The 13,777-nt window shown below is 65.5% G+C and carries 13 protein-coding genes; all 13 read right to left on the reverse strand.

All coding sequences use genetic code 11. The features are described from left to right. Positions 1-91: 91 nt before the first annotated feature. The 13 genes from ACSQ3Y_RS20555 to ACSQ3Y_RS20615 all read right to left on the reverse strand — a co-directional run bounded on the left by ACSQ3Y_RS20555 (position 92) and on the right by ACSQ3Y_RS20615 (position 13,629). The gene (locus ACSQ3Y_RS20555) at positions 92-691 is read right to left on the reverse strand and encodes a hypothetical protein (RefSeq protein WP_179680576.1); all 600 of its coding nucleotides are present in this window, start codon (positions 689-691) and stop codon (positions 92-94) included. Next, entirely contained in the window at positions 688-2,004 is a 1,317-nt protein-coding gene (locus ACSQ3Y_RS20560; protein WP_436178682.1) for a hypothetical protein, read from the reverse strand. The genes ACSQ3Y_RS20555 and ACSQ3Y_RS20560 overlap by 4 nt, the downstream gene beginning before the upstream one ends. Next, on the reverse strand, positions 2,001-2,504 hold the full coding sequence (locus ACSQ3Y_RS20565; RefSeq protein WP_057206798.1) for a hypothetical protein: 504 nt from the start codon (positions 2,502-2,504) through the stop codon (positions 2,001-2,003). Before ACSQ3Y_RS20565 ends, ACSQ3Y_RS20560 begins: the two co-directional genes overlap by 4 nt. Beyond that, on the reverse strand, positions 2,505-3,431 hold the full coding sequence (locus ACSQ3Y_RS20570) for a type II secretion system protein (RefSeq protein ID WP_436178683.1): 927 nt from the start codon (positions 3,429-3,431) through the stop codon (positions 2,505-2,507). It abuts the gene before it with no gap. A 60-nt stretch (positions 3,432-3,491) separates the two neighbouring features. After that, positions 3,492-4,337: a type II secretion system protein gene (locus ACSQ3Y_RS20575; RefSeq protein WP_436178684.1), complete on the reverse strand. Its 846-nt coding sequence runs from the start codon at positions 4,335-4,337 to the stop codon at positions 3,492-3,494. A 22-nt stretch (positions 4,338-4,359) separates the two neighbouring features. Beyond that, entirely contained in the window at positions 4,360-5,202 is an 843-nt protein-coding gene (locus ACSQ3Y_RS20580; RefSeq protein WP_436178685.1) for a type II secretion system protein, read from the reverse strand. 839 nt (positions 5,203-6,041) lie between these two features. Then, positions 6,042-7,217, reverse strand: coding sequence for a Gfo/Idh/MocA family protein (locus ACSQ3Y_RS20585; RefSeq protein ID WP_436178686.1), 1,176 nt, complete (start codon positions 7,215-7,217; stop codon positions 6,042-6,044). 18 nt (positions 7,218-7,235) lie between these two features. Then, entirely contained in the window at positions 7,236-8,249 is a 1,014-nt protein-coding gene (locus tag ACSQ3Y_RS20590; RefSeq protein ID WP_436178687.1) for a sugar phosphate isomerase/epimerase family protein, read from the reverse strand. A gap of 61 nt (positions 8,250-8,310) precedes the next feature. After that, positions 8,311-8,742, reverse strand: coding sequence for a VOC family protein (locus ACSQ3Y_RS20595; RefSeq protein ID WP_436178688.1), 432 nt, complete (start codon positions 8,740-8,742; stop codon positions 8,311-8,313). Positions 8,743-8,822: 80 nt separating this feature from the next. Beyond that, positions 8,823-9,806 carry a substrate-binding domain-containing protein gene (locus tag ACSQ3Y_RS20600; protein ID WP_436178689.1) on the reverse strand — a complete coding sequence of 328 codons (984 nt, stop codon included), beginning with the start codon at positions 9,804-9,806 and terminating at the stop codon, positions 8,823-8,825. Positions 9,807-9,924: 118 nt separating this feature from the next. Further along, on the reverse strand, positions 9,925-10,950 hold the full coding sequence (locus ACSQ3Y_RS20605) for an ABC transporter permease (protein WP_436178690.1): 1,026 nt from the start codon (positions 10,948-10,950) through the stop codon (positions 9,925-9,927). After that, positions 10,931-12,418, reverse strand: coding sequence for a sugar ABC transporter ATP-binding protein (locus tag ACSQ3Y_RS20610; RefSeq protein ID WP_436178691.1), 1,488 nt, complete (start codon positions 12,416-12,418; stop codon positions 10,931-10,933). The genes ACSQ3Y_RS20605 and ACSQ3Y_RS20610 overlap by 20 nt, the downstream gene beginning before the upstream one ends. Then, positions 12,415-13,629, reverse strand: a complete 1,215-nt coding sequence (locus ACSQ3Y_RS20615; RefSeq protein ID WP_370877038.1) for an ROK family transcriptional regulator — start codon at positions 13,627-13,629, stop codon at positions 12,415-12,417. Before ACSQ3Y_RS20615 ends, ACSQ3Y_RS20610 begins: the two co-directional genes overlap by 4 nt. Between the last annotated feature and the right edge of the window lie 148 nt (positions 13,630-13,777).

Genomic DNA, 13,777 nt, shown 5'->3' on the forward strand with positions numbered 1-13,777 from the left:
AAATGGGTACGTTCTTCTGTGCGCGAAGTTCAGACTGCCGGGCACATCCGAAGGCCGCAGGAGCGTATGGACGCTGCGGCGCCTTTGCTCATCACGGCAGGCTCCTGATGGGGCCCTGGGCGTTGTCCGGTGCCGTGCCGGGCACGCCGGCCTTGAACTGCTGGCTGCTGATGCTCGCCAGCGAGCCATCGGGCCAGCGCAGCGTTCCGACCCGAAGCCCCACTTCGGGCAAGGTCAGCGTCTGGCGGCCCAGACGCTCGGAAATCACGACCCGGTTGGGCTCCACCTTGGTGATGCGGCCGCCTTCGGGCAGGCGCGCACCCTGGCGGGCCAGGCGGTCATCGATCACGACGGATTGCGTCTCTGTGGCCAAGTTGTCCAGGTGCAACGACATCGAACGCATGGGCATCTGCACGCTTCCGACGATCTCGCGACCCGGTGCGGGCAGCGCGATCAGGGTTTGCGGGTCCACGCCCCGGCCAGATGCCTGCTTCTGAATGCGGGCCATGGCATCGAAAGCATCTGCGACCCGCGCCTGGTCGGTGCGCAGCGCCTCAGGCAAGGCTGCCAATGACATCTCAGGCGGACGCACGTTGGGTGTTCGGGCCTGGACCAGTTGCACCACACCGTACATTGCCCATCCGAGCAATGCGACGGCAACCGCATTCAAGAGCAGTGCTGCGTATTTCATGGTTTCATGTTCCCGGGTGCGGCAGCCTTGGCAACCAGTTCATAGGAGAAAGCGCCTTGAGAAGATTCGGCAGGGTCCATGGCCTTGAGCGTCCAGCCGGCGGCGGACATCAGGCTCACCCATCGTGTCACCGATGCCGAGGCTCCGGGCGCGACCACGCCATCCACGCGAAAGGCACGCGCGCGGTTCGGGTTCTGGTTCTGCTGGGTGGCTTCCAGCTTCACACGCACGATGCGAATGTCACTGCCCGTGGAGGACTTCAGCACGGCAAGGAAGGCCATGGGATCGTAGCGGGCGCCCTCGTCCAGCGTGCGCGAAAACTCCGCGACGGGAAGCAGTTGCAGCGGCGCCTGTACGGTGGTCACGGCCTGGATGCGCTGCTGCATTGCCGCGAGCTGCGCGCGCTGGCTCTGGCCTTCGTCGCGCTGGGCATCGGCCTGCTGGCTGGTGAATGCACCCACGGCAACCAAGGCACCGCCAACCACCGCCGTGAGCGCCGTAATCGACGCCACCCAGCGTTCCGCACGCCAGGCCACGCGCTCCGCAAAGGGATTGAGGGCATGCCGGCCTGCAGCGTCGCGCGCCAGCGCGGGCATCACCGTCTGCACCCGCTCGCCGGCCAACGACAGCTCTGCAGCCTTCATTACCACAGGTGCACTGCCCAGCACGCCCTGCAAGGCCGATACACAGATCTCACCATCGGCGGGCTGGGTGCTCCACAAGGCGCCCCACTCCACCGCATCGGGCCCCAGGCGGCTGAGCAGCGCGCTCTGGTTGGCCACCAGCACCTGGGCAGAACTGGTCATGGCCGACGCGCCCGAACCTAGTGCCTGGGTGGAAGCGAACACCATGCCCTCCTCGCTGTGGGCAAAGCACATCAGGCGGCGCTGCGAGAGCAGCAGGCGCGCCTGGCCCGCGTCCACGCCATTGCACAGCAGGCCGCCGGTCGTCATCACCAGGCAGTGGTCGTTTTGCTCCTTAGCCCACTGCGAGCTGCGTTGCCACAGATCCAGCGACACCGCGGAAAAGAAGGCCTGGAACCCACCTGGCACCTTGAGCAGGCGGTGCATGATGATGTGGGCAGAGCCCTCCACCAGGCCTTGCGTGCGCACGCGCTTCTCGATCAAAGCCGTGGCGTATTCGGACTTGCCTTCGAAGCGCCAGACATCGGTGAAGACGTCGTCCAGGTCCAGCACCACCAGCGCGGTATGCGTGAGCCGGGGCCAGGCAGGCACTTCCTGTGCCTGGTGGCCGTGGCAATGCACCCACCCTGCATTGGCGACGCGGTAAACATGTTCGGCGGCAGCGCTCATGGCATGGTCCTGGGCGGTGGGGCGACGGAAACCGTCTGGAAATACAGCGTGCCGCTGGCACCCAGCGTCAGCCCCTTGTCACCTGGCTGCGGCATCTGGAAGAGACCCGTTTCAGGGGACAGGGTGGCGACCTCGAAGAGATCGGCAACGAAGATGGATCCTGCACCGCCACGGCCCAGCTCGCCCAGGAACTGCGCAGCCTCCACGCGGGTAGCCGGCCCTGTCGTGCGGCGCAGCTTGCGCTCGCCCCACTGCGCGGGATCGAACCCCAGGCGGTCTACCTGCTGCGCCACCTGCTTGAGCGATTGCACAAGGCGCTCGCGCTGCTCCACCTCGGGCATGAGGTTACGGGCGCTGTCCAGGCTCTGGCGCAATTGGGCTGTCTGCTGGCGCTCGAACGCCAGCCGCTTGAGCCCACTCTGCGCCAGCCAGGCGCCACCAGCCAGCAAGGCAGTGGCCAGGGCCAGGGCCCCGAGCTTGACGGTACGGGTGCCGTTCAATTACTGCTCCATGATCCAGTGGGCGGTCAGCAAGATGACCTGGTCTTCGTCCAGCTTGCGGCCATCAGTCGTACCGCCAGCGCTGCCGGACGTATTGACCACCGCCTGGCGCGTGTCGCTGGTGTTCATCTGGGTGCTGTTGCCAGCCACATTGATGGCCACGCCCTGGGTGTTGTTGGCCTCCCACTGGGTACCGGGCGCGTTCGCCTCGGTCGCAGCCGTCTGGTGGGCTGGGCGGCCCTGGATGCGGAAACGGCCTTCGCGTGAATCGGGCTTGCCATCGATCACCTGGTCCATGTAGCGCGCCAGGTCAGGTGTGAGGCCGCGGATCACCATCACGTTGCCAGCGCCGCTGGCCACGCCGGCGTCGTTGAACTGGAAGCAGACCTGCAGCTCGGCGGGGTTGCCGTTGGAGTCGATGTACAGGAAACGGTCTTCATGCCCTTCGCCACGGCCAGGGGGCATGCGCACGCCGGACTGTGTCATCAGGGTGCGCAGGTTCAGGCCTGCCAGCGCCTTGTCGCCCTGGCCGACGGTGTCTGCCGCATAGCCCTGGCCAGCGCAGATCTTTGCACCCCGGTTGGTAAAGCTGGCGGGGATGCCGGGCACGGCCATGGAGCCGGCGCGGGCGCATGCGTTGCTGTTGTTGATCGAGGTTTCGGAGCCATCGATCATGTAGGTGGGAGCCTGCTGGCAATCACCCACCACCACACCGGTACGCTGGTAGTACTGGTCGTAAGACATCTTCCACTGGTAGGCGAACTTGTTGATCGCCTTTTGGTACTCGGCATTGCGCTGCACGTCCTTGGCGATGGCCACGGCACCGATGATCAGGCCGATGACGGCCAGCACGATGGCCAGCTCCACCAGGGTGAAACCTTGCTGGACCTTGCGGCCAAGCTTGCGAAAAGAATGCATCTTTTTCATCGAAATCTCCGACGAGGTTGAATGGGGAGGTTGTGAGAAAAGTAGCCCGCGGATTTGCGGTTACTGGTTCATCTTGTAGATGGCGGTGACGATTTCCACCTGGTCTTCATCAAAGCTGCGGTCATTGGTGGTGCCGATCAGGTCACGGTTGGTGCGGTTCCATTGGGTGCCTGGAGCGTTTGGCGTCGTCCCACCAGCGTTGTTGAGCACCCCCTGGCGGCGGAAGCGGCCTTCGCGCTCATCGGGCTTGCCATCGATCATCTGGTCGAGCGAGCGGGCCAGGTCGGGCGTCAGGCCGGTGATGACCATCACGTTGCCCGACCCTTCACCCACGTCGCCGTCTGCAGCGCCGTTGGCCATCGGCACATTCCACTGGAAACACACCTGGATTTCCTGCGGGTTGCCGTTGCTGTCGAGGTACACATAACGGTCTTCCAGACCTTCGGCGCGACCCGGGGGCATGCGGATACCGGCACGCGTCATCAGGACCCGCAAGTCCCGGTCTGCGGCCGCATCGAAGGCGCGAGCCATCCCCTGTCCAGCAGCCCCACGGCAGATGGCCGCTGGCGCCGTCGCCCCAGTCATGTTCCTGCCGGACCGAACGGCACCGGGAAGCGCAGCCCCGACGAATGCATCGCCGTTGACCATGTTTTGCGGGGCGGTCTGCCTGTCGGCCAGCACCACTCCCGTGCGCTGGTAGTACTGGTTGTACGCCTGCTCCCACTGGTCGATGAACTTGTTCTTGATCTTGGTGTACTCGGCATTGCGCTGCACATCCTTGCCGATGGCGACGGCGCCAATGATCAGGCCGATGACGGCCAGTACAACAGCCAGTTCAACGAGGGTGAAGCCCTGTTGGCGCGTCGAGCGCAGGCCACGTTGGGGTTTCTTGAAGAGATTTTTCATGATGGTGTTTCCCTGGCGCGGCTTACTGGTTCATCTTGTAGATGGCGGTCAGCGTGATGACCTGCTCTTCATCGCGCGACTTGCCGTCTGTCCCTACGGCGAGCGCAGCGCCCTGACCCGAGGTGTTGTTGGCGATCCATTGCAGACCAGGCTGGTTGGGCGTGCCGTTGGCGATGCCTCGCCTGCGGAAACGGCCTTCCTGCTCATCGGGCTTGCCATCGATCATCTGGTCCAGCATGCGGGCCAGATCAGGGGTCAGGCCTGAGATCACCATCACGTTGCCTGCGCCTTCAGGAGTCGTAGGGCGGTTCCACTGGAAGCACACCTGGATTTCCTGCGGGGCACCATTGGTATCGGTGTAGATGTACAGATCCTCTTGCCCTTCAGCACGTCCTGGAGGCATGCGAATGCCGGCCTGCGTCATCAGGTTACGCAGGGTGACTGCAGGAGCGTTGCTGCGCATTGCCCCCACTTCTGGCACTCGCTGACAAACGGGGATGGGCTCGGAACCGACAGCAACCAGCGTGGCCATATCGCCACCAGATGTGGGAGCTCCAGCCGCCGCCACGTAAGCCGTGCCATTCACCATGATCCGCGGCGCAACCTGGTTGTCCCCCACCACCACGCCCGTGCGCTGGTAGTACTGGTTGTAGGCCTGCTCCCACTGGTCAATGAACTTGTTCTTGATCTTGGTGTATTCGGCGTTGCGTTGCACATCCTTGCCGATGGCAACGGCGCCGATGATCAGGCCGATGACGGCCAGCACGACCGCCAGTTCCACCAGGGTGAAACCACCCTGTGCAGCCCTTTGGCCGGCCGAGCCATGTTTGCGCCGCGAAGGCAGGATGGGAAAAAGTGGTCGCATGATGTCCTCAGGCGTTGAAAAAAGAGCACACAGGAAAGATTTCTGAATGTAACGACTGTAAACAATGCATAACTGAAGTCAAGAAAAAAACAATCACTCTTTCAGGTGGTTTTCGGTCGATTTTTCCCGCCTAGGCGGTACCCCGGTTTCGCCGCCGAAAAAGGCATTTTTCATAGGAGAAATGAGGGTATTTGCAGCATCCTTCACGCCCCTGAAAGCGGTAGCGAAGCATCCCCCATCGCCTTGCAATTAGCCATAGTGCTTATGTATTAGAGTGGCCACAAAATACAAAATAAACAACTGAAATAAAAATTCAATAGATTTCACAAATCGAATTGACGCGGGAAATCGGTCTGAAAGTGGCCAGAAATCTGTTAGGGCCTGCGCTGTAGAAGGAATGGCAGCCCCCCCCCAAACCGGGGCTCACCGGGCTGCAGAGACAGGCCCAAGGAGAGCCTTTGGACGCCGGAGGCGATAGCCGGCAGACACGGCCTGGAGAAGGCCTTCACCCTCGGTTTTTTGCAGATGCTTGAACAGAATGTGAAGGGGGCTGCATCGCGCAGCAGCACGCGGGGTGGGCTGTTCGCGGAATGGTCAGAGTTGCACGGCGCGCAGTGACTGCGCAGTTGCGGAGAATTGCCTCACCGGCGTGGCGCTCTGCTGTGCCAAGCCCCCATTCCGTCGCGCTGAGAGATGGCGCAGGCCGTGGCCTCGAAGATGGGCCTGCACATGGGCTGCAAGTCGTGCGCGCGCATGCAGCGCGCACTGCTTACCGCGCCATCGCTCCCCATTGCAGGAATGGGCCGCTCAGTGCCGTTGGTGACGCAGCAGTGCCCGGCTCACACCCCGTCGCCAGCCAGCGCCGTCCACTTTCGCTCGCTGCGCGCGGACTCCACCACCCGCTCGATGAAGCGCACGCCGCGTGCACCGTCTTCCACGCGCGGGTAATCGGCCGCCAGCGGGTCGGCCGGCTGCCCGGCCGCATGGGCGCGGATGTCGGCCGCCACGCCCAGGTAAACGTTGGCAAAGGCCTCGATGAACGCCTCGGGATGGCCTGATGGAATGCGCCCCGCACGCAGCGCAGACGGGCTGAGCCAGGGGGCACCGCGCGTGAGGATGCGGCGCGGCCCGTCCACGGGCGAATGCACCAGGTGGTTGGGGTCTTCCTGGCGCCAGGTGATGGTGCCCAGGGTGCCCGAGACCTGCAGGCGCAGGTCGTTCTCCAGGCCCGCCGCCACTTGCGATGCCACGATGATGCCGCGCGCGCCATTGGCGTAGCGCAGCAGCATCTGCGTGTCGTCGTCGAGGCGGCGGCCCGCGCCGAAGGCGGTGAGGTCGGCGCAGAGCCATTCGGGCTCCATCCCGGTGACGGTGGCGGCCAGGTTCTCGGCGTGCGAGCCGATGTCGCCCATGGTGCCCACGGCGCCGCTGCGCGCGGGGTCCAGCCGCCAGTCGGCCTGCTTGTTGCCCCCCCCCTCTTCCACCGCCGTGGCGAGCCAGCCCTGGTTGTATTCGACGGTGACCTTGCGCAGCGTGCCCAAGGCGCCGCTGTGCACCAGGTGGCGCGCCTCGCGCACCATGGGGTAGCCGGTGTAGTTGTAGGTCACGCCGAAGACGGTGCCGGCCTGGCGAACGGCGGCCACCAGCTCGTCGGCCTGCGCGCTGGTGTGCACCAGCGGCTTGTCGCACACTACGTGAAAGCCCGCCTGCACAAAGGCCAGGGCCACCGGGTGGTGCACGTGGTTGGGGGTGACGATGCTGACCAGGTCGATGCGCTCACCGGCGGGGCGGCGCAGCTCGTCGGCCAGCAGGTCCTGCCAGCTGCCGTGGTTGCGGTCGTCGGCCAGGCCCAGGGCGGCGCCCGAGGCGCGGGCCCGCTCGGGAGAGGACGATAGCGCGCCCGCCACCAGCTCGAACTGCCCGTCCAGCGCCATGGCCTTGCGGTGCACGGCACCGATGAAGGCACCGTTGCCGCCGCCCACCATGGCGTAGCGCAGCTTGCGTTCAGAGGACATGGATACCCTTGTTGGTTATTATTTCGGTTGCTCGTCGCGTGCGAAGACAGCGTCGAAGGCGCCAGCGGCCGGCTTGAAGTCGAGCCGCTTGCAGAACGCCGCGCTTTCTGTGGCGCCGTGCACGCGGTCCATGCGGCTGTCCTCCCACTCCACCGAGAGGGGGCCCTGATAGCCGATGTCGTTGAGGGCGACGATGATGGATTCGAAATCGATCATGCCGCGGCCCACGCTGCGAAAGTCCCAGTGGCGCCGCGCATCGCCGAAGCTGGTGTGCCCGCCGAACACGCCCACCGTGCCGTCGCCCTTGCCCCACCACACGTCCTTCATGTGGGCGTTGTAGACACGGCCGGCAAACTGGCGGATGAACTTCACATAGTCCACGCCCTGGTAGGCCAGGTGGCTGGGGTCGTAGTTGAAGCCGAAGCGCCGGTGGCCCTTGACCGCCGCAATGGCGCGTTCGGCCGAGGCGATGTCGAAGGCGATCTCGGTGGGGTGCACCTCGAGCGCGAAGTTGATGTCGTGTTCTTCGAACACATCAAGGATGGGAACAAAGCGCTGCGCAAAGTCGACAAAGCCCTTGTCCCAGTACGCCTGGCTGGTGGGCGGGAAGGCATAGATGGCATGCCATACGGAGGAGCCCGTGAAGCCCGTGACCGTCTTCACGCCGAACCTGGCGGCGGCCCGCGCCGTGTCGGCCAGCTCGCTGGCCGCGCGCTGGCGCACGCCCTCGGGCTCGCCATCGCCCCACACATGGGGCGGCAGGATGGACTGGTGGCGCTCATCGATGCGGTCGCACACGGCCTGGCCCACCAGGTGGTTGCCTATGGCAAAGCATGCGAGGCCATGCTGGGCCAGCAATGCATGCTTGTCCTTCACATATTGCGCGGAGGCCAGCGCCTCCTGCACGTTGAAATGGTCACCCCAGCAGGCCAGCTCCAAGCCGTCGTAGCCCATGCTGCGTGCCAGCGGCGCAAGCTCGGCCAGTGGCAGGTCGGCCCATTGGCCGGTGAAGAGGGTGACGGGTCTTGGCATATGCGGTGCTCCAGGGAATGCAGCGGTCAAACAGAAACAAAAACGGGGCTGGCGACAGGCCTCATGCGCCTTCGGCAAACGGGTCGTAGCTGCCGAAGCTCCAGACATTGCCCTCAGGGTCGCGCGCGTCGTAGCCGCGGCCGGGATAGCCATCGTTATCGTGCGGCGCGGTGAGGATCTGAGCGCCAGCCGCACTGGCCTGCGCGCAGTGGGCATCCGGATCATCGACCACCACGTAGACGCACATGGTGATGCCACCTGCTTCGTCGACGGTCTTCCAGCGGTAGAGGTCTTTCACACCCCCCGGACGGTCGGAGCCGAGCATCACCATCTGCCCGCGCAGCAGCAACTGGGCGTGGTGCACGATGGACGTGTCCTTATCATCGGCGTACACGGTCTGGCGCTCGAAGCCGAAGGCATTGCACAGGAAGCCGATGGCCGCCTGCGCATCCCGGTAGCGCAGGCACGGAATGATGGCGTGGTGCATGGGCATGGAACATCTCCTGCGTGCGGAAGATCGCAGGCAGCAGCCGGCTGGCCATGGCGCCAGCCGCTGCCCACCGACCTCTGGGATCAGAATGGCGAGTCAGGGAAGTAGAAGCTCTTGGCGTTCTCTTTGGTGATCAGCACCGACGGGATGATCGTCGTGGGCGGCAGCTTGTCGCCCTTGATGCGTGCCTCGGCCGTGAGCTTGATCGAGTCGTAGATGAACTTGGGGCTGTACGACACGTTGGCCTGGATCAGCGGGTTGCTGCCGTCGGCCAGCGTCTTGATCATGCCCTTGGCACCGGCGCCGCCGAACACCAGCTTGATGTCCTTGCGCTTGGCCTGCTCGATGGCCTTGAGCACGCCCACGGCCATGTCGTCGTCGGCCGCCCACACGGCATCGATCTTGGGGAAGCGCGTGAGGTAGTCCTGCATGACCTTGAAGGCGTCGTCGCGGTTCCAGTTGGCGTACTTGGCGTCCAGCAGCTTGATGTCGGGGTGGTTCTTCAGCACCGCGTTGAAGGCGTCCATGCGCTCGTTGTCCAGCGTGGTGGCAATGCCGCGCATGGCCACCACGTTGCCCTTGCCGCCCAGTGCCTTGGCGATGTACTCGGCCGGGATCTTGCCGAAGGCGGTGTTGTCACCGGCCACATAGGCGTCCTGCGCGCTGGTGTCGGTCAGGCCGCGGTCCACCACCGTCACGTAGACGCCCTTGGCCTTGACCTGGGCCACGGGCTTGGTCAGCGCAGCCGATTCAAACGGGAAGATGACCAGGGCGTTGATCTTATTGACCGTGACCAGGTCCTGCAGCTGGTTGGCCTGCTCGGGCGCGCCGCCGGCCGTCTTGACGATGACCTGCAGGCCGGGGTTGGCCTTCTCCAGGTCCTTCTTGGCCTGGTTGGCCCAGTACACGATGCCGCCCGTGAAGCCGTGCGTGGCCGACGGAATGGCCACCCCCACCACGACCTTGTTGGCCTGCGCCATGGCCGGGCCGGCCAGTGCCAGCGCGGCGGCGGCGGCGCCCACGGCCGAGAGGGCCAGGCGGCGGGTGAAAGTAAGTTGGCTGTTCATGATGCGTTGTCTCCTGTTGCTGTTGCTTTGATGAAAAAGGCCATGGAAGCTGGCCGGCTGGGGAACACGAAAGTCAAAAACACTTACCGAAAAACCGAGAAACCGATTCAAGAGGCCGTCACCGTTTTCCACGCTGCATGAAGGCGACCGCGATGATCACGAAGCCCTGCACGGCGGCATTCAGGTACACGCTGATGATGCTGGTGAGGTTCAGGATATTGCTGATGACCGACAGCAGGATGGCGCCCACCACGGTGCCGGTGATGGTGCCCGCACCGCCCTTCAGCACGGTGCCGCCCACGATCACCGCGGCGATCGCCTCCAGCTCCCACAGGAGGCCCGTGGTGGGCGATGCCGAGCCCAGGCGCGGCACGTAGAGCAGCGTGGCGATGCCCACGCACACCCCAAGCAGCATGTAGGTCAGGATCTTGATCTTGTGCACGTCCACCGCGGCGTACTGCGCCACCTGCTCGTTGGAGCCGATGGCCTGCACGTAGCGGCCATAGGCCGTGCGGTTGAGGATCACGCCGCCCACCAACGCCACCAGCAAAAAGATCCACACCGGGATCGGCACGCCCAGCAGGTTGGCGTAGTACACGGGGCTGTAGAGGTCCGACAGCTCGTTGTCCAGCGTGATGGCGCCGCCGTTGGAGAAGTAGGTGAGGTAGGCGCGGAAGATGCCCAGCGTGCCCAGCGTCACGATGAAGGGCTCGATGCGCCCTTTGGTGATCAACAGGCCATGCACCAGGCCGAACACCGCGCCCAGCACCACCGCCAGCAGCATGCCGACCACCACGGCGGCCATGGGCGAGCCCAGCACGGGTGCCATGGCGTTCATGAACAGGATGACCGAGCCGGCGATCAGCGCCGCCATGGAGCCCACCGACAGGTCGATGCCACCCGAGATGATGACGAAGCACATGCCCACCGCGATGATGCCGATGAAGGCCGTGCGCGTGAGCACGTTCATCACGTTGTCGTAGGTGGCGAAGTTGCTGTTGAGCAGCGTGCCGGCAATGCACAGCAGCACCAGGCCGATGACCGGGCCCAGCCCGTGCAGCTTGCCCCACCAGGCGCTGGCGGCGCCGTGGCGGCTGCCTGCAACCGGCGCGGTCGGGGCGTTTTCAGCGGGTACCTGTGGCATGGACGATCAGCTCCTCTTCGGTCAAATGGGGTTCTTCGAGCGTGGTCTGCAGCCGGCCGGCGCGCATCACCGCCACGCGGTGGCACAGGCCGATCAGCTCCATCAGTTCGGACGAAATCACGATCACCGCCAGACCCTGCGCCGCAAGGCGCTGCACGAGGTGGTAGATCTCGCGCTTGGCGCCCACGTCCACGCCGCGCGTGGGCTCGTCGAGCACCACCACGGTAGGGCCGGGGTGCAGCACCTTGGCCAGCGCGAGTTTTTGCTGGTTGCCTCCCGACAGCGACGATGCGCGCACGTCGAGCGAGCCGGTGCGGATGCCGAACTCCTGCACCGCATCGCGCAGCGCGGCCTGCTCGGCCGCCGGGTTGAGCCAAGGCTTGGCATAGCGCTCCAGCGCCATCAGCGTGAGGTTGGGCCGCAGGCTGAAGTGCACATGCAGGCCCTTGCCCTTGCGGTCTTCGCTCAGGTAGGTCAGGCCATGGCGTGCCGCGTCGCGCGGGCTCTTGAACTGCACGGCCTTGCCCGCCAGCTCCACCGTGCCGGCAGAGCGAGGGCGCAGGCCCAAGAGGCCCTCGAACAGCTCGGTGCGGCCTGCGCCAACCAGCCCGGCAAAGCCCAGGATCTCGCCGCGCCGCACCTCGAAATCCACGTCCTGCGCCCAGCCGGGCACGGTGAGGCCGCGCACCTGGAGGATAGGCTCGCCTGCCGGGGCGGGCAGCTTCGCGGGAAACAGGTCGGCCAGCTCGCGGCCCACCATCAGATTGGCCATCTGCCGCCGCGTGACGCTGGCCGTGGGCTCGCGTGCCACCAGCAGGCCGTCGCGCATCACCACCACCTCGTCGGTGGTGCGCTCCACCTCGTCAAGCTTGTGCGAGATGTAGATGATGGTCACGCCCGCGGCCTTGAGCTCGGCCATCAGCGCGAACAGGCGCTCCGTCTCGCCCGGGGTGAGCGTGGCGGTGGGCTCGTCCATGATGAGCAGACGCGCATTGCGGGCCAGCGCGCGGGCGATCTCCACCAGCTGCTTTTCGGCCACGATGAGTTTCTTCACGCGGGTGTCGGGGTCCAGCGGCAGGCCGACCTGGGCCAGGGCAGCGCGGGTCTTCTCCCTCATCGCTCGATCATCGAGGAAGAACCCTTTCTTGATCTCATGGCCCAGAAAGACGTTCTGCGCAATCGTCAGGTCGTCCGCCAGGTTGAACTCCTGGTGGATCAGCACGATGCCCTGGGCCTCGGCCGCGCGCGAGCCGCCGCCGGGGGCGCGCACTGCGCCGTCGACCACCACCTCGCCGGTGGTCGGGCTCTCGTACCCGGCCAGTATCTTCATCAGCGTGGACTTGCCCGCGCCGTTCTCGCCCAAGAGGCCATAGACCCGGCCCGGCTGCAGCGCAAAGCCCACGCCGTGCAGCACGCGCACGGGCCCGAACTCCTTGGTCACGTTGCGGAACTCGACGGCGACGCTCATCGTGCGGCCCCTCCCGAACGCGAGGACTGGGCCATGCTCTCCTGCATGGCCAGCACACCCGCGCCTACCACGCCGGCATCGTCGGCCAGGGGCGCGTACTGGATCTCCAGGTGGCGCGTGGACAGGGCCAGCGAGCGGTGGTACACGCTCTGGCGCACCGAGGCCAGGAACAGCGGCCCCATGTCGGCCACGCGCCCGGCGATGAACACATGCGACGGGTTGAAGAAGTTGACGATGGAGGCCAGCATCTGCCCCACCAGGTTGCCCGCGCGCTGGATGATGGCGTTGGCCGCCACGTCGCCCGCGCGGCTGGCCTGAGCGACGTCCTCGGTGGTCAGGGTGCCGGTGGCCTGCAGGCGCTCGGCCAGCAACGCGCTCTCGCCCGCCTGGGCTGCGGCCAGCGCCATGCGCGCCATGGCGGGCGCGGCGGCCATGGCCTCCACGCAACCCTGGTTGCCGCAGTGGCAGCGCGGGCCGGCCTGGTCCACGCAGATGTGGCCCACGTCACCGGCCGAACCATTGGCGCCCCGGTACACCTGGCCATGGCAGACGATGCCGCAGCCGATGCCCGTACCGATCTTGATCACCAGGAAGTTGGGCAGGTTGCGCTGCAGCCGCCACAGCTCGCCCAGGGCCATCAGGTTCACGTCGTTGTCCACGAACACCGGTGCGGCAAACGCCTCGCGCAGGTAGTCGCGGATGGAAAAGCCGTCCCAGTCAGGCATGAGCGGGGGGTTGACCAGTTGGCCGCTTTCAAAGTCCACCGGGCCGGGCACGCCCATGCCGATGGCGATGACCTGCGAGGCCGGCAGCCCGCAGCGCGCCATCAGCTCGCGCATCAGGCCGCGCAGCCGCGCCAGGATCACGCCCGGGCCCTGGCGCACGTCGATGGGTTCGCGGTGCCGTGCCAGCACCGTCATGTCGGGCCGCATGATGGCCACCTGCATGCTGGTGGCGCCCAGGTCGGCGCCGATCACCACGCCCAGGGTCTCGCTCAGGCGCAGGGTCTCGGCACGGCGGCCTCCGGAGGACTCCTGCAGGCCCACCTCGTCGAGCAAGCCCTCGTCCAGCAAGGCCGCCACCCGCGCGTTGGCCTTGCTCTTGGAGTAGGCCAGCCGCTGCGCCAGTGCATGCCGCGACGCGCCCGCCGACCAGAAAATGGTTTGCAGAACGTCCAGGTCTTCGGTGCCGCAGTTGTGCCAGCGTGCCAAGGCTTGTCTCCTGTTTTTTATGTGGCTGACCTTGCAAGGCCGCAGTGGGTCCCATCCAGGTCGCCTGCACCTTGGTTGGTGCGTTGGACAAATACTATGCGGCCCACTTAGGCCACACAAGACTTAACTTAGACCTAATTTAGGTCAA

Source organism: Acidovorax sp. LjRoot66 (assembly GCF_964253305.1).
Lineage (GTDB): Bacteria > Pseudomonadota > Gammaproteobacteria > Burkholderiales > Burkholderiaceae_C > Acidovorax.